The 19,630-nt window shown below is 72.0% G+C and carries 20 protein-coding genes and 1 pseudogene; 8 read left to right on the forward strand and 13 right to left on the reverse strand.

Annotation, left to right across the window (positions count from 1 at the left end):
* Window positions 1–7 precede the first annotated feature (7 nt).
* Window positions 8–1,291, reverse strand: a complete 1,284-nt coding sequence (locus Pflav_RS17435) for a citrate synthase (RefSeq protein ID WP_173037110.1) — start codon at window positions 1,289–1,291, stop codon at window positions 8–10.
* Window positions 1,292–1,466: 175 nt separating this feature from the next.
* Between Pflav_RS17435 and Pflav_RS17440 the strand changes: the two genes are divergently transcribed.
* Entirely contained in the window at window positions 1,467–1,859 is a 393-nt protein-coding gene (locus tag Pflav_RS17440) for a VOC family protein (protein WP_173037111.1), read from the forward strand.
* A gap of 9 nt (window positions 1,860–1,868) precedes the next feature.
* A complete protein-coding gene (locus tag Pflav_RS17445) occupies window positions 1,869–2,552 on the forward strand; it encodes a helix-turn-helix domain-containing protein (RefSeq protein WP_173037112.1) in 684 nt (227 codons plus the stop codon).
* 260 nt (window positions 2,553–2,812) lie between these two features.
* Here Pflav_RS17445 and Pflav_RS17450 read toward each other — a convergent pair whose 3' ends face one another.
* The 3 genes from Pflav_RS17450 to Pflav_RS17460 all read right to left on the reverse strand — a co-directional run bounded on the left by Pflav_RS17450 (window position 2,813) and on the right by Pflav_RS17460 (window position 4,708).
* Window positions 2,813–3,208, reverse strand: a complete 396-nt coding sequence (locus Pflav_RS17450; RefSeq protein ID WP_173037113.1) for a (R)-mandelonitrile lyase — start codon at window positions 3,206–3,208, stop codon at window positions 2,813–2,815.
* A 33-nt stretch (window positions 3,209–3,241) separates the two neighbouring features.
* On the reverse strand, window positions 3,242–3,619 hold the full coding sequence (locus tag Pflav_RS17455) for a DUF2255 family protein (protein WP_173037114.1): 378 nt from the start codon (window positions 3,617–3,619) through the stop codon (window positions 3,242–3,244).
* Between the two features lie 117 nt (window positions 3,620–3,736).
* Window positions 3,737–4,708: a sigma-70 family RNA polymerase sigma factor gene (locus Pflav_RS17460; protein WP_173037115.1), complete on the reverse strand. Its 972-nt coding sequence runs from the start codon at window positions 4,706–4,708 to the stop codon at window positions 3,737–3,739.
* A 111-nt stretch (window positions 4,709–4,819) separates the two neighbouring features.
* Here Pflav_RS17460 and Pflav_RS17465 point away from each other — a divergent pair, with 111 nt between their 5' ends.
* The gene (locus Pflav_RS17465; protein ID WP_173037116.1) at window positions 4,820–5,599 is read left to right on the forward strand and encodes an SDR family NAD(P)-dependent oxidoreductase; all 780 of its coding nucleotides are present in this window, start codon (window positions 4,820–4,822) and stop codon (window positions 5,597–5,599) included.
* Here Pflav_RS17465 and Pflav_RS17470 read toward each other — a convergent pair.
* From Pflav_RS17470 to Pflav_RS45735, 3 genes are read right to left on the reverse strand one after another with little or no spacing between them, the layout of a single operon-like run.
* Window positions 5,596–5,829 (reverse strand): ferredoxin, encoded by a 234-nt coding sequence (locus Pflav_RS17470; protein ID WP_173037117.1) that lies wholly within the window; start codon window positions 5,827–5,829, stop codon window positions 5,596–5,598. The genes Pflav_RS17465 and Pflav_RS17470 overlap by 4 nt on opposite strands.
* A complete protein-coding gene (locus Pflav_RS17475; RefSeq protein WP_173037118.1) occupies window positions 5,826–7,133 on the reverse strand; it encodes an NADH-ubiquinone oxidoreductase-F iron-sulfur binding region domain-containing protein in 1,308 nt (435 codons plus the stop codon). Before Pflav_RS17475 ends, Pflav_RS17470 begins: the two co-directional genes overlap by 4 nt.
* Entirely contained in the window at window positions 7,130–8,974 is a 1,845-nt protein-coding gene (locus Pflav_RS45735) for an FAD:protein FMN transferase (protein WP_232071533.1), read from the reverse strand. Before Pflav_RS45735 ends, Pflav_RS17475 begins: the two co-directional genes overlap by 4 nt.
* 811 nt (window positions 8,975–9,785) lie before the next feature.
* Between Pflav_RS45735 and Pflav_RS17495 the strand changes: the two genes are divergently transcribed.
* The gene (locus Pflav_RS17495; RefSeq protein WP_173037119.1) at window positions 9,786–10,697 is read left to right on the forward strand and encodes a hypothetical protein; all 912 of its coding nucleotides are present in this window, start codon (window positions 9,786–9,788) and stop codon (window positions 10,695–10,697) included.
* Window positions 10,698–10,701: 4 nt separating this feature from the next.
* Here Pflav_RS17495 and Pflav_RS17500 read toward each other — a convergent pair whose 3' ends face one another.
* Window positions 10,702–11,319 carry a histidine phosphatase family protein gene (locus Pflav_RS17500; protein WP_173037120.1) on the reverse strand — a complete coding sequence of 206 codons (618 nt, stop codon included), beginning with the start codon at window positions 11,317–11,319 and terminating at the stop codon, window positions 10,702–10,704.
* Window positions 11,320–11,390: 71 nt separating this feature from the next.
* Here Pflav_RS17500 and Pflav_RS17505 point away from each other — a divergent pair, with 71 nt between their 5' ends.
* A complete protein-coding gene (locus Pflav_RS17505; RefSeq protein ID WP_173037121.1) occupies window positions 11,391–12,065 on the forward strand; it encodes a hypothetical protein in 675 nt (224 codons plus the stop codon).
* Window positions 11,981–12,826 carry a hypothetical protein gene (locus Pflav_RS17510; protein ID WP_173037122.1) on the forward strand — a complete coding sequence of 282 codons (846 nt, stop codon included), beginning with the start codon at window positions 11,981–11,983 and terminating at the stop codon, window positions 12,824–12,826. The genes Pflav_RS17505 and Pflav_RS17510 overlap by 85 nt, the downstream gene beginning before the upstream one ends.
* 21 nt (window positions 12,827–12,847) lie before the next feature.
* Here Pflav_RS17510 and Pflav_RS17515 read toward each other — a convergent pair whose 3' ends face one another.
* Both Pflav_RS17515 and Pflav_RS17520 read right to left on the reverse strand, forming a co-directional pair.
* Window positions 12,848–13,231, reverse strand: coding sequence for a cupin domain-containing protein (locus tag Pflav_RS17515; RefSeq protein ID WP_173037123.1), 384 nt, complete (start codon window positions 13,229–13,231; stop codon window positions 12,848–12,850).
* 21 nt (window positions 13,232–13,252) lie between these two features.
* A complete protein-coding gene (locus Pflav_RS17520; RefSeq protein WP_232071535.1) occupies window positions 13,253–14,095 on the reverse strand; it encodes a phosphotransferase family protein in 843 nt (280 codons plus the stop codon).
* A gap of 38 nt (window positions 14,096–14,133) precedes the next feature.
* Here Pflav_RS17520 and Pflav_RS17525 point away from each other — a divergent pair, with 38 nt between their 5' ends.
* Window positions 14,134–14,955 carry an MBL fold metallo-hydrolase gene (locus Pflav_RS17525; protein ID WP_173037124.1) on the forward strand — a complete coding sequence of 274 codons (822 nt, stop codon included), beginning with the start codon at window positions 14,134–14,136 and terminating at the stop codon, window positions 14,953–14,955.
* 166 nt (window positions 14,956–15,121) lie between these two features.
* Here Pflav_RS17525 and Pflav_RS17530 read toward each other — a convergent pair whose 3' ends face one another.
* A complete protein-coding gene (locus Pflav_RS17530; RefSeq protein WP_173037125.1) occupies window positions 15,122–16,114 on the reverse strand; it encodes an NAD-dependent epimerase/dehydratase family protein in 993 nt (330 codons plus the stop codon).
* Between the two features lie 146 nt (window positions 16,115–16,260).
* On the opposite strand from Pflav_RS17530, the gene Pflav_RS17535 reads away from it, so the two are divergent.
* Window positions 16,261–17,094, forward strand: a complete 834-nt coding sequence (locus Pflav_RS17535) for an ABC transporter ATP-binding protein (RefSeq protein WP_173037126.1) — start codon at window positions 16,261–16,263, stop codon at window positions 17,092–17,094.
* Here Pflav_RS17535 and Pflav_RS17540 read toward each other — a convergent pair.
* Window positions 16,991–18,524, reverse strand: a pseudogene (locus Pflav_RS17540) (HAMP domain-containing sensor histidine kinase). The gene Pflav_RS17535 and the pseudogene Pflav_RS17540 sit on opposite strands and share 104 nt — an antisense overlap.
* On the reverse strand, window positions 18,502–19,242 hold the full coding sequence (locus Pflav_RS17550) for a response regulator transcription factor (RefSeq protein WP_269474515.1): 741 nt from the start codon (window positions 19,240–19,242) through the stop codon (window positions 18,502–18,504). The pseudogene Pflav_RS17540 and the gene Pflav_RS17550 overlap by 23 nt, the downstream one beginning before the upstream one ends.
* Window positions 19,243–19,630 lie beyond the last annotated feature (388 nt).

Raw genomic sequence — 19,630 nt, forward strand, 5'->3', positions numbered from 1 at the left:
CCCTGAGTTACCTCTGGTCGATGGGAACGTAGCTACGTTCCGCCGCGCCGGTGTACACCTGGCGAGGACGGCCGATCTTGTTGGCCGGGTCGGCCATCATCTCGCGCCACTGCGCGATCCAGCCGGGGAGCCGGCCGAGCGCGAAGAGCACCGTGAACATCTTCGGCGGGAAGCCCATCGCCTTGTAGATGAGGCCGGTGTAGAAGTCCACGTTCGGGTAGAGCTTGCGGGAGACGAAGTACTCGTCGGCGAGCGCGATCTCCTCCAGCTCCATCGCCAGGTCGAGCAGCTCGTCGGGCTGGTGCATCCGGTCCAGCACGTCGCGGGCGGCCTGCTTGACGATCGCGGCGCGCGGGTCGTAGTTCTTGTACACCCGGTGGCCGAAGCCCATCAGCTTGACGCCCGGCTCCTTGTCCTTGACCCGCCGGACGAACGACTTCACGTCGCCGCCGTCGGCCTTGATGCGGTCGAGCATCTCCAGGACGGCCTGGTTGGCGCCGCCGTGCAGCGGGCCGGACAGCGCGTGTACGCCGGCGGAGACCGAGGCGAAGAGGTTGGCCTGGGCCGAGCCGACGAGCCGCACCGTGGAGGTCGAGCAGTTTTGCTCGTGGTCGGCGTGCAGGACGAAGAGCATGTCGAGCACCTTGGCGACCACCGGGTCGACCTCGTAGGTCGTCGCGGGGTGGGCGAACGTCATGCGCAGGAAGTTCTCCACGTAGCCCAGGGCGTTGTCCGGGTACATGAACGGCTGGCCGATCGACTTCTTGTGCGCGTACGACGCGATGGTCGGCACCTTGGCCAGCAGGCGGATGGTGGAGATCTCGACCTGGTCGGCGTCGAACGGGTCGAGGCTGTCCTGGTAGAACGTCGAGAGGGCGCTCACCGCCGAGGAGAGCACCGGCATCGGGTGGGCGTCGCGCGGGAAGCCGTCGAAGAAGCGCCGCAGGTCCTCGTGCAGGAGCGTGTGCATGCGCACCCGGTCGCTGAACGACTCCAGCTGCTCCTTGGTCGGCAGCTCACCGTAGATGAGCAGGTACGACGTCTCCAGGAAGGTGGCCTTCTCGGCCAGCTCACCGATCGGGTAGCCCCGGTAGCGGAGGATGCCCGCATCGCCATCGATATACGTAATCGCCGAGGTCGTGGAGGCGGTGTTGACGAAGCCCGGGTCGAATGTGACGTACCCGGTCTCCTTGAGGAGCTTGCCGACATCGATGCCGGCCGCGCCCTCGACCGCCTCGTGCACCGGCATCGGGAGCTGTCCGCCCTGGTGCTCGAGCTTCACAACCGTCATGGGGTGCCTCGCTTCGCCCGCAGATTCTTCGTTATTGCTATTACTCAACCGTAATCCCTCCGGCGTCGATAGGCCTGACCGCGCCCGCGGCTGAGGAATGCGTCACTCTGCCGTCCCGGGTGCAACGTCCGATTCCTTCAAGACTGCCCGCCGGCGGACCCCTAGCGTGGTGGCCATGGCACCTCGAGTAGACACGTTCGGCCTGATCGTGGCCGACATGAGCCGGTCCCTGTCCTTCTACCGCCGCCTCGGACTTGTCTTCCCCGACGGGGCTGACTCCGAACCTCACACCGAGGCCCAGCTGCCCGGTGGGCTGCGCCTGCTGATCGACACGGTGGAGACGATCCGCTCGTTCGATCCGGAGTGGCAGCCGCCGAAGGAGGGCGGGCCGCGGGCCGGGCTCGGCTTCACCTGCGACAGCCCGGCGGAGGTCGACAAGGTGTACGTGGATCTTGTCGCCGCCGGGTACGAAGGACACAAGGAGCCATGGGACGCGTTCTGGGGCATGCGCTACGCGGTGGTGCACGACCCGGACGGCAACAGTGTGGAGCTCTTCGCCAGGTTGTAGCCTCGCCGTGTGTACCAGGAGCGGCCCTCGCGGCTGCCCGGCGCCTTCGTGTGGCGGATCACCGCCAAGCGGGAGCCGCGCGCCGGGCGGGTGCTGCCGGACGGCTGCATGGACCTGCTCTGGTGGCGCGGCGACCTGGTCGTGGCCGGGCCGGACACGGTGGCGTACGAGTCTTCGCTGGAGCCCGACGAGACGATCGTCGGGCTCCGCTTCGCGCCCGGGATGGCGCCGGCCGTGCTCGGCGTGCCGGCCGACGCCCTCCGCGACACACGCGTGCGGCTGTCGGCGCTCTGGCCCGCGCCCGCAACCCGCGAAGCCGTCGAGCGGGTCTCCACCTCTCCCGGGCGCGTCCTGGAAGACCTCGCCGCCGGGCGGCTGGCCGAGGCCGGCGGTACCGACCGCGCGGTCTCGGAGGTGGTGACGCTGCTGCGCGCGGGCACCGCCGTGGCCACCATCGCGGACGAGGTGGGGCTGAGCGAGCGGCAGTTGCACCGGCGGTCGCTCGCCGCGTTCGGGTACGGGCCGAAGACGCTCGCCCGCATCCTCCGGCTGAACCGGGCGCTGGCGCTCGCGCGGGGCGGTACGCCGCTCGCCTCGGTGGCCACCATCTCCGGCTACGCCGACCAGGCCCACCTGTCCCGGGACGCCCGCGCGCTGGGCGGGGTGCCGTTCGGCACGCTAGTGCACGGCTGAACGGGTCCCCGCCGCTAAGGCCTGTTTCAAAAGATTTGTCGAGGCGAGCCGAGGTCCAGGCGGCGATCCGGCAAGTCGGGCGCAAGGTCGCATACCGGGCGTGAGCGAGCTTGCGAGCGAACCATCAGGCTCAGTGATGGACACACGACGCTGGCCCCCACCATCCCACGGCCGTTGTATGCGGCCTTACGCCCGGCGCCGCCGGTCGTCGTCTGGGCCCGGCGCAGCCCGGCAAGGATTTTGAAACAGGCCTTAGGCCGTCAGCGGCCGCCGTACTCCTCGTCGGTGACGTGCGCGCCCCACTCGATGTCCGAGCCGTCGCCGGCCGGCTTGGTGACGGCGAGGTGGGTCATGAACTGGTCGGGCGCGGCGCCGTGCCAGTGCCACTCCCCCGGTGCCGCGTGGATCGTGTCGCCGTTCCGGATCTCGACCTGCTCGCCGCTCCGCACCCCGATCCGCCCGACACCGTCGGTGACGTGCAGCGTCTGGCCGTCGGCGTGGCGGTGCCAGGCGGTACGGGCACCGGGCGCGAAGTGCACGCTGTTGAGCCCGATCCGTGGCGGCCCCTCACCCGCGTCCATCACGTCCATCCAGACCTCGCCGGTGAACATGATCGCCGGGCCCTTCTCCGTGGAGCCTTTCTTCGCGATATCCATGGTCTGTCCCCTTTCAGTCTGGTTCGAGGCGGATCAGCGTGGTTCGAGGCGGATCGTCGCGCCGCGGGCCGCCGGGGCCACCATCGGATCGACGTACTGCGGGCCGAAGCGGTGGTACTTGCCTCGGTATGCGTCGTCGATCCGAGCGTTCACCCCCGGGTCGGTCTCGTCGACGAAGCTCACGTCCCGGTCGACGCCGCCGGCCTCGATGTGGCCCTCGTGACGGGCGCGGGTGCCGTTGAACCAGTGCGAGCCGGCGCCCAGCATGGAACGGACGTACAGGTCGTCGCCATCACGTACCACCCAGATGGTGGTCGGGGCCCGCAGCGTGCCGTTCTTGCGCCGGGGTGCGATGTGTAGCTCGTCCGCCTCCTCGATCGCGCTCAGCTCGTCGGTGTCCCAGTCCGTCATCGCGATGCCCCCTTCCCGCGGGCGCGGCAGCGCCCTGACCGCGGTGCGTTCGTGATGACGCGATACCCGCCCGCTCTTCTATTGCACAGCTCTGTTGCGTCGCTGGCAGCGAGTCTTCTAGCGCGCCGCTGGCAGCGAGGGCGGGAGGCTGAACCACCGCAGCGGGACGTCGTCGAAGCGGGTCATCGCGCTGATCCGGTCGCCGGTGAGGGTGAGGACGACAAGGCCGACGCCGTGGCGGACGCCGGTCGGGGCGCGCAGGTACGCGCCGAAGGCCGGCTGGCCGTTCGCCCAGGTGGGCACGAGGTCGAAGCGCCGGCCCGCGCGGAAGATGCCGGCGAAGAGGCGGGCCACGACCTCCCGGCCCTGGTACTCCAGGGGCATCGGCGGCATCGAGACGAAGACGTCGTCGGTCAGGAGGGCCACGAGCGCGTCGAGGTCGCCCGACTCGTACGCCCGGGCGAACCTCGCCACGATCGGATCCTCCGACGGCGTGGCCGCTGCGGGGGCCGGCCGGCGGCGCTCAAGGCCCGCGCGGGCCCGCTTGAGGGCGCTGTTGACCGAGTCGACGGTCGAGTCCAGCATGCCGGCGACCTCGTTCGCGGGGAAGCCGAGCACGTCGCGGAGGATGAGCACGGCGGTCTGGCGGGGCGGCAGCACCTGGAGGGCGGTCACGAAGGCCAGTGAGATCGACTCGGTCCGCTCGTACCGGGTCTCCGGGCCGCTTTCCAGGAGCGCGTCGGGGTACGGCTCGAGCCAGACCACCCCGCCGAGGCGGGTCGGCTCGGGCGGTGCGACGTCCGGAATGTTCCACTGCTGGGCGGGTCGCCGGCTGGCCGCGCGGCGCGCGTTGAGGCAGCGGTTGGTGGCGATCCGGTAGAGCCAGGTGCGGATCGAGGCGCGCCCCTCGAAGCCGGCGAGGCCCTGCCAGGCGGCCAGCAGCGTCTCCTGGAGGGCGTCCTCCGCGTCCTGGAACGAGCCGAGCATCCGGTAGCAGTACACGTGCAGCTCGCCGCGGTGCGGCTCGGTCAGCTCCCGGAACGCGTCGCCGTCGCCGGCCCGTGCCCGCTCGATCAGCTCGGCTGTCACGTCACCCTCTTTCGCGGTTCCCATCCTGGTACGGACACCGCCCTCGGTCCGAACTGGGCGCCCGGTTTCGCGGCGCTGCGGGGTCCGCATTGCCAACGAAAGGAGCCGGGGATGATGTTGAAGGACAAGGTCGCGGTGGTCTACGGCGGCGCGGGCGCGATCGGCGGCGCGGTGGCCCGCGCGTTCGCCCGTGAGGGCGCCACGGTGTTTCTCGCGGGGCGGCTGCGGGCCCCGGTCGAGGCGGTCGCCGAGGACATCGGCGCCGCCGGCGCGGCCGAGGTCGACGCCTTGGACGAACGTGCCGTGGACCAGTACCTCCGGTCGGTGGTCGACCGGGCCGGCCGGGTCGACATCTCGTTCGACGCGATCGGCATCCCGGACGCGGACATCGTGGGCGTCCCGCTCGTCGACCTGGACGCCGCGCGGTTCGCGAGGCCGATCACGGCCTACGCCACGTCGTACTTCCTGACCGCCCGCCTGGCCGCCCGCCGGATGATCCCGAACCGCTCCGGCGTGATCATGACGGCCACCGCGCTCCCCGCGCGGGCCGGCATCCCGCTGATGGGCGGTTACGCCCCGGCCCAGGCCGCGAAGGAGGCGCTCACCCGCGGCCTCTCCGCCGAACTGGCGCCGCACGGCGTCCGCGTGGTCGGCCTGCGCCCACAGGCCATGCCGGAGTCGCCCACGATCCGCGAGGCATTCGAACCACGGGCGGCGGCGACGGGGTTGAGCTGGGAGCAGTTCCAGGAGTTCCTGGCCAGCCGCACCCACCCGCGCCGGCTCATGACCCTGGCGGAGATGGCCGAGGTAGCCACCTTCCTGGCGTCCGACCGAGCCACCGCCCTCACCGGCACCACCGTCAACCTGACGATGGGCAGCCTCGACGACTAGCGGACGCGGGCGACTTTGCCGTCTACGCGTAGGGCCAGGGTGGGGCAGGCGGCGACCGCGCGGCGGGCGTGGGCTACCAGGTGTTGTGGGAGGGGGTCGGTCTCGATGATCGGGTAGCCCCATTCGTCCAGGGTGACGCGTTCGGGCAGGAGTTCGGCGCAGGAGGCGTGGCCCACGCATTTGATCATGTCGACCTGTAGGCGCAGGCCCTCCGGGTTGGGGGCGCTCATTTCCAGCTCCGGTCGCGGTGCCGGCGGTCGGGCAGCGGGAGGACCGGGTCGCGGCTCACGCCGGTACACGTCCAGCCGTCCATGTGGGTTTCCAGGTCGTCGGCGAAGGTGGCGAGCGCGCTCGTCGCGAGCTTCGTCGCCCCGTCCGGGTGCCGGCAGGCGCCGCGGCCCTTGACCTGGGCCATGCGCCGGGTGAGGCGCTGGCGGGTGGCGGGGTCGCAGCGGCCGTACGCGACAGCGGCCAGGTCGGTGGCGATCGCCGGGAGGCCGAACATGCAGGGGCCGCACTGCTGCGCGGACTCCTCGGCCAGGTACCGGACGATGCGCGCGGTCTCGGCCAGGCCGCACGACTCGGCCGGCAGCGCCACGATGCCGCCGGAGCCGAGGCTTGTGCCGAGCGGGCCGGTGCGGTCGTGGGTCAGCGGCAGGCCCCAGCCGTCGGGCATCGGTACCCAGGTGCCGAAGTAGCCGCCGACGAGTACCGCGCCGATCGGCTCCACCGCCCCGCCCGCGGCGTCGAGGACCTCGCCGAGGCGCATGCCGGGTGCGATCTCGTACACGTTCGGGCGGGCCACCGCGCCGCCGATGGTGACCAATGTGGACCCGGGGTCGCTCCTGGTGCCGACCTCGCGAAACCACTCCGGCCCGTACGCCGCGATAAGTGCCACGTGGGCGAGCGTCTCCACGTTGTCGACGAGCGTGGGGCGACCGCCCACACCCTTCTCGTACGGGCGCGGCGGCGCCGCCATGGGCCGGCCGTCGCCGTCGTTGATGAGGTGGACGAGCGCGGACTCCTCGCTGGAGACGTACCGGCGGGGGACCCGGACCAGCTTCCACTTCACCGGGTCGTCGCGGTGTGCGATCTCGCGCTCCAGGCGGTCGGCGACGCTCGTGCCGCGCTCGACGCAGACGTACACGCGGTCGGCGCCCACCGCGTGCGCGGCGAGCACCGCGCCGTCCAGCACCAGGTGCGGCGCGCAGACCATCAGCATCTTGTCCTTGCGGCTGGCCGGCTCGGACTCGCAGCCGTTCGCGATCACGACGGGCCGTTTGGCGCCGGCCGCGACGCTGGCCATCTTGAGCCCGGTCGGGAAACCGGCGCCGCCCCGGCCGCGGAGCCCGGCGTCGGTGACCGCCCGGACCAGCTTGCGCCGCCCGTCCTCGCTGGCGAAGCGGCGCAGCGGGATCTGCCCGTACGTCGCGCGGTGCTCGCCGAGCTTGCGACCGCCGGCCAGCAGTCGGGGCAGCGGTCCCGGCTGGGCTCGCCCGCCCTGCCGCGCGCCGCGTTCCAGCATGATCGTCATGAGAGCCTCGCCAGTGTCTTCTTCCGGGCGGCGGCGGCGATCCGCCAGCCCACGCCGACCAGGACGGCCAGCGTGCAGAGCACCGACAGGCCGAGCGGCCAGCCGGATAGCGCGTCGGTGCCGATCCCCAGTCCGTGCACCAGTGCGAGCGGCCAGCACAGGTACGCCGACCAGTGCAGCACCCGCCACATCCGCGGGTTGATCCGTGGCCGCAGCAGGCTTGTCACCAGCAGCGCCAGGAAGATGTCGAACGAGACCGTCCCGAGCCCCATCCAGAACGTCTGGTACGTGGAGACGAACGGTACGAACAGGTCCGCCCACGTGATCGGCACGTACGAGTCGATGGCGACGCTGACCACGTGCACAGCCAGCAGCGCCAACGCGATCAGCGAGATGTTGCGGTGAATGCCGGCGAGCGTGAACCGGGGCCAGCCCGGCGTGCCGACCCGCATCGGCCCGAGGATGCCCAGCAACACCGTCGCGGTGAGCAGCAGCGTCGACACGAACCCGCTCGCCCGCGCCACGTGCCAGAGCGACACGTCAGGCATGAGTCCTCCACCCCCGACGGTCACGACCCGTCCGTCGTGACCAACAAGCCGGGCCGGCAGACCGGCCCCGTCGAGCCAGGCGTCCGCGCCGTCGCCACGGACGATCGCCGCGGTGGCCGCGGCGTTCGCGTCCACGCAGGTCCGCGCGGCGACCGAGACGGTACGCCACACGGGCGCCGGCAGGTCGCCGGTCCGCGGGTCCACGATGTGGTGTACCGCGCGCCCGCCGCGCCGCCACGCCCGCTGGGTGACGCTGGAGGTGGCGAGCGCGCCGGAGCGGATCGTCACCACCGGGTCGCCGGGCGCCGCCGCGCGGTGGTCGTCGCCGACGCCGACCAGCCAGCCACCCTCGGGCGGCGGACCGGCGGTGGCGAGGTCGCCGCCGAGCGAGACGAGCACCCCGCAGCCGAGCGCGGCGATGCGGGTGGCCGCGCGGTCCGCGGCGTACGCCTTGCCGGTCGAGCCCAGGTCCAGGCGCACGCCGCGGGGCACGACGACCTGCCCCGTCTCGGTGTCCAGCCGGACCCGCCAGTAGCCGGGTGCGGGGCGGGGCGCCGGGGGCACGCCGTCCGGGGTCAGGAGTGCGAAGTCCCGGTCGTACCCGAGGTCGATCATGGCTTGGCCGACCGTGGGGTCGACCAGGCCGTCGGTGGCCGCCGCCGCGCGCAGAGCGGCCTTGAGCGCGCCGGCGAGCAGGGGGCTGACCGGCGCGGACCGCCCCTCGTGCGCGGCGAGCCGCACGATCTCCGAGTCGTCCCGGAACCGGCTGTACGCCGCGTCGACCTCGGCCAGGTCGGCCCGGAGCAGCCGCTCCCCTCGGCCAGCGCGGCACCGTCGGTGACGAGCAGGACCGCCGTGGTCCCGAGTGTGGGAAAGGCGGCGCGATGTGGCGCCGCCCGTACCGATGTCATGATCCGCCCGACTGGGCGTCCGGCGGCGGTGCCGCCTCCTCCTGGGGGCTTCCTCCTCCGGAGGAGGTGCCTCTTCGACCGGGGGCTCCTTGGGCGCCTGGAGCTCCGTGTCCTCTTCGGTCTCCGGCGCCGGCTTCTTGGTGGCGGGTTTCTTCGTCGCGGCCGGCTTCTTCGTCGCCGCTGGCTTCTTGGTCGCGGGCGCCTTCTGCTGGCCCGGGTCTACCGCCGCGGCCGGCGGCGGCTGGGCGAAGGCCCAGCCGAAGGCCAGCGCGAGGGCGGTGGCCCCGCCGGCCGCCGCCTGGGTGACCAGGCGTTGCCGTCGCATGCCCTGGTCACGCCGGTCGACGTGCCGTGGCTGGTGGCGGTCCGTCGGCTCACTCACGCAGGGCTCCCTCACACAGGTGACGAGTACTCACTTGTACGGACGGTTCCCGCGCAGGGTTCATCGCGCGGTGCGGTAGCGTGCCTCCGGTGGAACGGGCACTGACGGACGTACCGCCGGAAAAAGGCCTTCTCCCCCGGGCGCTGCGGCGGCCGTGGCTCCTGGTCGTGCTGGCGGCTCCGGCGCTTTTCGTGGCGTACCTGTTGATCTCCCGCCAGCTCGGGGTCAACGCCGACGGCGCGAGCAACGCGATCCAGGCGCGGGAGATGCTCCACGGCAACCTGCTGCTGCGCGGGTGGACCGTCACCGACGTGTCGTTCTACACCAACGAGCTGCTGCTCTTCATGCTCGTCGAGCTTGTGTACGGCTTCCACCACGACACCACCCACGCCACCGCCGCGCTCGTCCTCACGCTCGTGGTGCTCGTGGTGGCCGCGGCCGCGAAGGGGCGGGCCACCGGGCGGGAGGCGGCGGGCCGGATCGCGGTGGCGGTCGCGATCGTGGCGGTACCGGCACTCGGCCACGCCGCGACCACGCTGCTCACCTCCCCGGACCACACCGGTACCGCGATCCCGCTGCTGGCCACCTGGCTGGTGCTGGAGTGGGCCCGGCCGGGTCGCGGGCTGCCCCTGCTGATCGCGGCCATGCTCGCCTGGGCGCAGATCGCCGACCCGCTGGTCATGTACATCGGCGTGCTCCCCTCGTCGTCGTCGGCTGCTGGCGCGCCGCGCGGGAACGCTCGTGGCGCGGCCTCGACGCCCGCCTCGCGCTCGCCGGCGCCGGCTCGGTCGTGCTGGCCCAGGGCGCGCTCATGCTGCTCCGGGCGGCCGGCGGCTTCGGGGCGCACGCCGCCGAGGCGAAGCTGGCCGAGCTGTCCAACATGGGCTGGCAGATCTGGCTGTGCGTACGGGTGGTGGCGGTCAACTACGGCGCGTACGCACCGGACCGGCACGGCCCCGCCGACACGCTGATGAGCGGGGTACACCTGGTCGGGCTGCTCGCCGCGGCCGCCGCGCTGGTCGTGGTCGTGGCCCGGGCCCTGCTGCGCCGCTCCGGGGAGCCGGGCGACCGCCTGGCCGAGCTCGTGGCGGTCGGCATCGTCGTCAACCTGGGCGCGTTCGTGATCTCCGCCCTCCCGGTCGACCTGTACTCCGCCCGCCAGGTGGTGGCCGTACTCCCGCTCGGCGCGGTGCTCGCCGGCCGCGTGTGGGGCCCGCGCCTCGCCCGGCTCCCGCGCGCCACACCTGTCGCCGTGGTGGTGTTCGTGCTGCTCGGCGCGGAGCTGGTCGGGCACGCCGCGGCGAAGGGCGAGCCCGGGCACGCCGCCGACGTCGCCCGGTGGCTGGACGGGCGCGGCCTGCGCTACGGGCTGGGCGACTACTGGAACTCCAACAACATCACCGTGCTCACCGATGGCCGCGTGGCGGTACGGCCGGTGGTGACCAGCGACCCGATATCGGCGTACCGGTGGGAGTCCAAGGTAGACTGGTACGACCCCGCCGAGTACGACGCCACGTTCCTGGTGCTGGACACCCGCAATCCGTCGCGGGGCGAGGCCACGGCGACCGCCCAGTGGGGGCCGCCGGTGGAGCGGCACGAGTTCGCCGGCACGGTCGTGCTCGTCTACGACAAGGACCTGCTGGTGGGGCTGCCCGCGTACTGCATGCCCGAGCACGCGCCGAGCATCGCGCAGTGCCCCACCCACGGGCCGGCGCTCTTCTGAGCGCCTACTCCAGGTGGGCCACGTCGTTGTAGCGCAGGAGAGCCCACGGCCCGTTCGGCTCGGTGTACTCCCACTCCGTGATCGACGTGAACGACGGGTTGATGTACGCCCCCGTGCCTGGGCGCGGCACGTCGAAGCGGGTCAGGAACACCCACGAGATGAACCCGCCGTGGCTTACCGCCACCACCGTCCGCCCCGGGAAGCGCCGCGGGAGCACGTCGGTGGTGCGGCGTACCCGCGATACGAAGTCGTTCCAGCACTCGCCGCCCGGCGCGACCACCCGGTTGGGCTCGGCCTGGACGTCGAACGACCCGTAGCGGGCCGCGAACTCCGCGATCGGCAGCCCGTCCCCCTCCCCCGGGTGCAGCTCGCAGAGGTCGCAGTCGACCAGCACATCCTGGGCGTACACGGACGGCGCGAGGATCCGCGCGGTCTCCTGCGCCCGCGGCGTGGCACTGGACAGCAGCACGTCGGCCGTGAACTCCTCTTCCGCGAACCGCCGCCGCAGCGCCCGCGCCTGCTCCCGCCCACGCTGCGTGAGCCCTGGGCACCCGCGGGGCCCGGCGACGAGCCCCCGCCGTCCGTGCTCCGATTCACCGTGACGGATGAGTAGCAACCGCATGGCCGTCAAGCCTAGGACCTGGTCGATGGCGGGCCGCCTGATCCCCCTCGCCCGGCCACAAACGTGTCACCGTGGCCCTGCGTGTCGAGGCCGTTACGCGTGATCCGTCGGCGATGCTGGTCTCCGCACGGGGGCTCGTTTTCACTGCGAAGGCGGACGCCATGGGGGAGATCGAGAAGCGCGACGGTTCGGGCGAAGGAAATGCACAAGACCTCGTCGATGCCCTGAGCTCGGACGACCAATTCAAGAGGTTGGTAGGCGGAAAGGTCCGGCGGACGCGGGAGCAGGCGGCCCTCTGTGTCGCGGTCCGGAAAATCGCGTTCGACCGGTGCGGCGGCTGGCCCGGGTTCCTGGAAAAACGCGCGGAAATCGACGGGACGGCCCCGCTCGCCGCGGCGGAAATCGACCGCCAGCGGATGAGGATCTCCCGCCAGATGAACGGTCGGACGGCCAGCCGCCCCTATCCGACGCAGGACGTGGTCGCCGAGATCGTCCGGGTGGGTCTGCACGATGCGAAACCGCGCGAACGCGATGCCGCGCTGGCCCCACTCCGTACCCTGTGGAAGCTTGTCACCGGGACGGTCTCGACCTGTCCCAGGCCGAGCGACATGCCCCGGCCAGCGATTTCGAGATCGCGGCGGAAGACGCGAAGAAGCTGCTCATGGCCGCCGCCGGTGCCCAGCGCCGGGCGGAGGAGCGGGCCACCGCCGTCGAAGTCACCCTTCTGGAGTCCCTGGAACGGGTGAAGGCACTCACCGCCCAGATAAGGGAGTTCGAGGCGGCGACGGTCTTATACGCCCAGCGGGCGGTCGAGCTGGAGCTGCACATCCGGCAGGCGGGTGAGGAACAGGACGCGGAAAGGCGCGCGGCGCGGGCGGCACAGGACCGGCTGACGCGGGAAAACCAGGAACTGACCCGGCGGAACGAACGCGACCGGATGCTCGCCGACGCCCGGGCGGAACGGATCGCCCGGCTTGTCGCGAGTGGTATCGCGGTGGGCAAGCCGATCGACTGGACGGTCCTTTCCCGCGTCGGGCTGCACCTCGACATCTTTCACCTGGCCGACCGAAACCACCAGGCGATCTGTGCCTACCTGCAAATACGGTGGCAGATAATCCGGCATCACAAAGAGGCGCCGACACCTCTTCCGATGGGCGTCGACCGGGAAATGCTCGAACTCGCGTACCGGGGCCATGGTGCTCTGCTCCCGTGGCCGCAGCTTGCCTCGGTGGTCGAGTCCATCGGCGGCCAGTCCTCATTCCTCGAACACCTCTACAACGCCGCCAAGGCGCAGGAGGCGCTCGACGCGAAGGTCATCGCCATCATGGGACAGCCCGAGAGCACAGGGCCGGCCGAAGACCTCGGGCCGACCGAGACCACCAGTGCGGATCGCCCCCGCCGCAACGGTCCGCACCGGCGTCTCCTGGGTCTCGTCCGTCAGGCCGCCCCCGCTCCCAGCCGCCTGTCGCGACGGGAGAACGCGACGCAGCGTCACCTGTACCTGTGAGCGTGTGTCAGTGAGCCGTCGTCACAGGTCGTGACCGGCGGTGCTGTCGACGTGGGCCGGGATCTCGCCTTCGTGGCTGCCCGTCGAGAGGGTGCCCGACGGCTCGAACATCAGGACCGAGCCGCCCGGGGACGAGGGCTTGTGCGGCGTACCGCGCGGGACCACGAACGTGTCGCCCTTCTGGAGGGTCACCGTGGACTCGGTCCCGTCGTCCGCGCGGACCGCGACGTCGAACCGCCCCTCGAGCACCAGGAAGAACTCGTCCGTGTCCTCGTGGGTGTGCCAGACATGTTCGCCGCGCACATGGGCGACGCGCACGTCGTAGTCGTTCATCCGGGTGACGATCCGCGGGCTGTACACCTCGTCGAAGGAGGCTAGCGCCTCGTTCAGGTTGACCGGTCTCATCCCACGATGATCGCCCAGCCGCTAGGCGAACAGCCACTCCAGCGCGACGAGCGACTTCGTCACGTACCGCTCGCGGTTTGTCTCCAGGCCGTAGGCCAGGTCCTCGAAGACGTTGCAGCGCCCGTAGAAGACCGCCCGCTCGCGGAGGCCGTCCGGCGCGGCGCCGTAGGCGGTGAGCGCCGCGTCCAGCGCGGCGGGGCCCAGGTCGCGGTGGATGAGGCCGAAGTCGAAGGCCGGGTCGACGATCGCCGCGTCGGACCAGTCGATGATCCCGGTGACCGCGCCGGTGAGCGGATCGACGAGGACGTGCTCGATGCCCAGGTCGTTGTGGGAGAAGGCGAGCGTGTGCGGGTCGTCGGGCGGTGACGTCACCAGGAACGCCTCGATCCGCCGCCGGTACGGCGAGGGGATGTTGGAGGAGACCGCCGAATACGTCTCGCGCGCCTCCTGCCGCCACTCGTCCACCGGCAGGTCGTCGGTCTGCACCAGCTTGCGCATACGGTCGACCGGCGCCGCGTGCAGCGCGGCGAGAAGACGGCCCAGCTCCGCCGCCACCGGGACGCCGTCGACCCCGGCGGCGTCGAGGAGGGGCACGCCGGGCAGCTTCGGGTACGCGAGGCAGCCCACGTCGGTGAAGCTCGGCACCGGCACGGGCAGCGGCGAGTAGTTGCCGACCGCGGTGAGCAGCCGGGCCTCACGGTCGGCGTCGGCACCGGTGCCGAAGCGGACGATGAGGCTGCCGTTCACCTCGTACGCCACATTGTCCAGACCGGCGCCCAGCTTGACCAGCGACTCCACCTCGCAGTCGGGAAGATGCGCCGCCACCAGTGCCCGCACCCGCTCCGCCGCATCCCCATGGGACAATCCTATGAGTGTGGTGTGAAGTTGGTGAGCGTGTCTTCGTGAGTCCGGGCGAAGGCGCCTATCCCAACGCCGGCCTGATCGTGGGTGACGCCGCCTGCCTGGTGGTCGACACGCGCATGACGCACCCGCAGGGGCGGGAGATCGCCGAGGCCGTCCGGCAGGTGACCGCGCTGCCGTTGACGGTGGTCAACACGCACGGCCACTTCGACCACTGCTTCGGCAACCACGCGTTCCTGCCGGCCGAGATCTGGGGCCACGAGCGCTGCGCCGAGATGCTGCGCCGCGACGGGCCGGTCAAGCGGGCGTACTTCGCGGGCCGCACCGAGCCGCCGCTCTCCGCCGAGCTGGCCGCCGTGGAGATCGTCCCGCCCGGCCGCACCTTCGCCACCGAGGCGGTGCTCGACCTCGGCGGCCGCACCGTCCATCTGCGACATTTGGGGCGCGGCCACACCGACAACGACGTGGTGGTGGACGTACCCGACGCGGCGGTGCTCTTCGCCGGCGACCTGGTGGAGGAAGGGTACCCACCGGTGTTCGGCGACGCGTTCCCGCTGGACTGGCCGTCCACCATGGACGCCGTGGCCGCGCTCGCCACCGGCGCGGTGGTGCCCGGGCACGGCGCGGTGGTCGACCGCGCGTTCGTGCGGGAGCAGGGTGACACGCTGGCCCGGACGGCGGAGGCGGCCCGCGCGGCCTACGCGGCGGGACGCACGGTCGACGACGCCTGGTGTGACCTGCCGCTCCCGGAAGACTTCGCCCGGCAGGCACTGGACCGCGCATACCGCCAGCTCCGCGACGACCCACCGTACGACCCACCCGCGGTCCTCGCCGCCCGCCTAGGCGTGCCCGACTTCGCCTAACGGCCCTCGGCATCGGATGCTCAGGCCGCCGCACAGCGCCTCGACCGTGCAGCGAGGGCAAGGTAGGTCCCGATCTCTTGGTCGATATATTCCATTATGGAGATTGAGCTACCGCGATGTCCGTTGTGGTCCGGACCGCTGCTCCCGCAGCCTCACCCACCGGGGGTCAGGAGGCCCAGGTTCGGCGGTACCAGTAGAAGGTGCGGCGGAGGCCGTCGGCGAGGTCGACCGACGGTTCGAAGGCGGTGAGGCGGCGCAGCTTGGCCAGGTCGGGCGCGCGGCGGGCGGGCGAGCCGGGCGGGGCTGGCTCGGCCACCACCCGCGGCTGCACGCCGGCGATCCGCAGCACCATGCGGGCCACGTCGCCGACCGTGCTCATGGGGCTGTCGTTTCCGATGTGGACGATCTCGCCGACCGCGGTCGGTGCCTCCATCAGCCGCAGCGTCGCCTCGACCGCGTCGTCGACGTAGCAGAACGAGCGCTTGCGGTGCGGCCCCTTGACGAGGAACGGGTCGTCGCCCCGCACGGCGCGCACGCACATCTGCGGGATCAGGTGGTCGGTGGCCATCCGCGGGCCGTACACGTCGTAGAAGCGTCCCACCACGACCCGGCTGCGCCCGGCGCGGGCCGCGTGGACGAGCGCGGCCTCGGCGAAGAGGCGGCTCGCCGCGTAGGCCGAGCGCGGCTGGGCCAGGTCGCCGACCACCACCGGCTCGGCCTCCTCGGTGGGCACCTGGACGACGCCGTCCTCGACGCCGTCCGCGTACACCTCGCCGGAGGAGGCGAAGAAGACCTTGTCGCCGGGCGCGGCCCAGTCGAGGAGGTGGAGCGCGGCGAGGGCGTGACCACGCACCGCGCGCACCGGGTCGGAATCGATCGACTTCGGCAGTGGCGCGGGCGGCAGCAGGTAGATCTGCGCCCAGCCGCGGCGCAGCGCGGCCCAGGTGGCGGGATCGGTGAGGTCACCGCCGATCAGCTCGACACCGGGTGTGGCACCGAGCGCGGCCACCTCCGCCCGGTCGCGGCCACGCGTCAGCGTGTCGACGACCACCACGTGATAACCCTCGGTGACCAGCCGCCGCGCGAGATGCAGGCCGAAGAAGTCGGCTCCACCGAGGATGAGAGCCCGAGCCTTAAGGCTTACCGCTCCGCCGCCCACCGCCCACTTCCCCTAAGCCCACGCTCTCCGACGGAGACGTTAGCAACGTGGGGTGTACGCCCAAAGGGGTGCGTCGATTGCGCGACAAGGCGTGTCAGAACTTATGTTAGGCTCACCAAACTTGCTGATCCCGGGGGTGGTTTTCCGTGCCGACGCGGCTGGCCGGTGAAGGGCTCACGCTCGCGTACGACCAGCGAGTCGTGACCGAGGGTCTGAGCGTGACAATCCCGGACAACTCGTTCACCGTGATCGTCGGTCCGAACGCCTGCGGCAAGTCCACCCTCCTGCGCGCCCTCTCCCGCATGCTCCGCCCCCGCGCCGGCGCGGTCCACCTGGACGGCAAGGCCATCACGTCGTACCCGTCCAAAGAGGTCGCCCGCCGCCTCGGCCTGCTCCCCCAGACGTCGATCGCGCCCGACGGCATCACGGTGACCGACCTCGTGGCCCGCGGCCGCTTCCCGCACCAGCGCCTGCTCCGGCAGTGGTCCCGCGAGGACGAGCGGGTGGTACGCGAGTCGATGGCCGCCACCGGCGTCACCGACCTCGCCGACCGCCTCGTGGACGAGCTCTCCGGCGGCCAGCGGCAGCGGGTGTGGCTGGCGATGGCGCTCGCCCAGCAGACCGGCATCCTGCTGCTGGACGAACCCACCACGTTCCTCGACATCACCCACCAGGTCGAGGTGCTCGACCTCTGCGCCGACCTCCAGGAGACCGGCGGCCGCACGCTCGTCGCGGTGCTGCACGACCTCAACCAGGCCTGCCGGTACGCCACCCACCTGATCGCCATGTGCGGCGGCCGCATCGTCGCCGAGGGCGCGCCCGGCGACATCGTGGACGCGGCGCTGGTACGCGAGGTGTTCGGCCTGGACTGCCGGGTCATCCCCGACCCGGAGACAGGGAGCCCGCTCGTGGTGCCGGCCGCCCGCCGCCCGCTCCGGGATCGGGCCGAGGCTCGCTACGAGCCGGCAGCCGTACCGTGAACGCGGTCCGGCCCGGCACGCTCGACACCTCGACGGCGCCGTGGTGCGCCTCCACGACGGCGGCCACGATGGCGAGCCCCAGCCCGGTACTGCCAGCGGCCCGGGAGCGGGAGCTGTCGCCGCGCGCGAACCGTTCGAAGACGTCCGCCTGAAGCTCCGGGGCGATGCCCGGCCCGGTGTCAACCACGCTGATCTCCGCGCCGCCGCCTTGGGGACGCAGGGCGACGGTCACCTCGGTACCCGGTGGGGTGTGCGTACGCGCGTTGGCGAGCAGGTTGGCGACCACCTGGTGCAGGCGGGCCGCGTCACCCGGTACCGTAACCGCCTCCTCGGGCAGGTCGAGCCGCCACCGGTGCTCCGGCCCGGCCACGTGCGCGTCACTGACCGCGTCGACCAGCAGCCGGGACAGGTCCACCGGCTCCGTCTCCAGCGGACGGCCGGAGTCGAGGCGGGCCAGCAGCAGCAGGTCGTCAACGAGCGCGGTCATCCGCGCGCTCTCCGACTCCACCCGGCGCAGCGCGTGCGCCACGTCCGGCGGCACCTCGTCGCGGCCCCGGCGGGTCACCTCGGCGTACCCCCGGATCGCCGCGAGCGGGGTGCGCAGCTCGTGGCTGGCGTCCGCGACGAACTGCCGTACCCGCGTCTCGCTGGCCTGCCTGGCGGCGAGCGCGGCGGCGACGTGCCCCAGCATGCGGTTGAGCGCCGCGCCCACCTGGCCGACCTCGGTGCGCGGGTCGGTGTCCGCCTCGGGCACGCGCACGGAGAGCGCCACCTCACCCCGGTCCAGCGGCAGCTCGGCGACCCGCCCCGCGGTGGCGGCGACCCGGCGCAACGGCCGCAGCGCACCCCGATGACGAGCACACCGACACCCACGGCGAGCAACACACCCGCGCCGACCACGGCGACCTCGATGCCGATCAGCCGCAGGACGGTGTCGTTGGCGCTGTCCAGCGGTATCGCGGTGATCGAGCCGCCGTCGCGGGTACCGATCGCCACCACCCGGTACTCGCCGAGCCCGGGCAGCTCCTTCGTGCGGATGGTGTTGTCGACCGGCAGCGCGGCGACCGCCCGCTCCTGCTCGACGGTGAGAGGGCTGCGGCCCTCGTCCGCGTACGGGTCGGCCCGCTCCCCGGAGACGTCGCCGCCGGGCGTGACGAGCGCGCGGACCGTACCCTTCACCAGGCCGGGGCGGACATCACCGGGACCGCCCGGCCCCTGTGGTAGTCGAGGTCGTACCGCGCCTCCTCGTGGATCTGCGCGTCGACCTGCTGGATGAGATAGTCCCGGACGGCGAACGTGGTCACCACCCCGATCAGCAACCCCACGACCGCGAGCAGCGCGATGATCGCCGCGAGCAGGCGCGCCCGGAGCGACCAGCTGCCCGGCCAGCTTCTCGCCCAGCTCTCGCTATTGGGCCGCTTTGAGGACATAGCCCGCGCCGCGCATGGTGTGGATCATCGGTGGGCGCCCGGCGTCGATCTTCTTGCGCAGGTACGAGATGTACAGCTCGACGACGTTGGCCTGCCCGCCGAAGTCGTAATTCCACACCCGGTCGAGGATCTGCGCCTTGCTCAGCACCCGGCGGGGATTGCGCATCAGGTACCGCAGCAGCTCGAACTCGGTCGCGGTCAGCGAAACAAGGTCGCCGCCCCGCCGGACCTCGTGGCTGTCCTCGTCGAGGCTGAGGTCACCCACCACGAGCACCGCGTCGTCCCGCGTGGTGCCGACACCGGCCCGGCGCATCAGCGCGCGCAGGCGGGCCACGACCTCCTCCAGGCTGAACGGCTTCGTCACGTAGTCGTCGCCGCCCGCGGTCAACCCCGCCACCCGGTCCTCGACCGCGTCGCGCGCGGTGAGGAAGAGCACCGGAACATCAGGGCGCACGCCACGCAGGCGCCGCAGCACCTCCAGGCCGTCGAGGTCGGGCAACATGATGTCGAGTACGACAGCGTCCGGCTCGAACTCCCGCGCCATCCGCACAGCCGCCGTCCCGTTGCCCGCGCTGCGCACCTGCCACCCCTCGTAGCGCAGGGCCATCGACAGCAGGTCGGTGAGCGTAGCCTCGTCGTCGACGACGAGCACCCGCACCGGCTCGCCATCCGGCCGCCGCAGCTCCTGCCCGGCCGTCCTCGCGTTCGCGCTGATCACGCCCCCATGCTGGCGAACCCGCCTGTGCCCGGCCTGGGCCCTGTCTGTGCGCCAACTGTGAAGATGCGGCAGCCCGCTCGGGCGCCGCTTCCAGCCCGCCTTCCGTGCCGGCCCCACTCCGTGTGCGGGCGGCGTGGTCCGTGGATGTTCGAGCAGGATCCCCGGCGCAGCGCCTCGCGAGAAACCCACGCCGGGAATCCTGTCGAGTCCCGGCAGCCGCTCTGCCGGGACGCCCCTCACCAGTTGACGCTGCGACGCTAGGCCGAAGGGACATCTTGGGACAAGCCCACCAATTTCCGAAGGTGGGGGGACGGCGATCGTGGTACGCAGGTGCTCGTGGGCGCCTTGATCGACGCGGGCGCGGGGTGCCGTCCGCGCGTCCGTGTCG

Source organism: Phytohabitans flavus (assembly GCF_011764545.1).
GTDB classification, from domain to species: Bacteria; Actinomycetota; Actinomycetes; order Mycobacteriales; family Micromonosporaceae; genus Phytohabitans; species Phytohabitans flavus.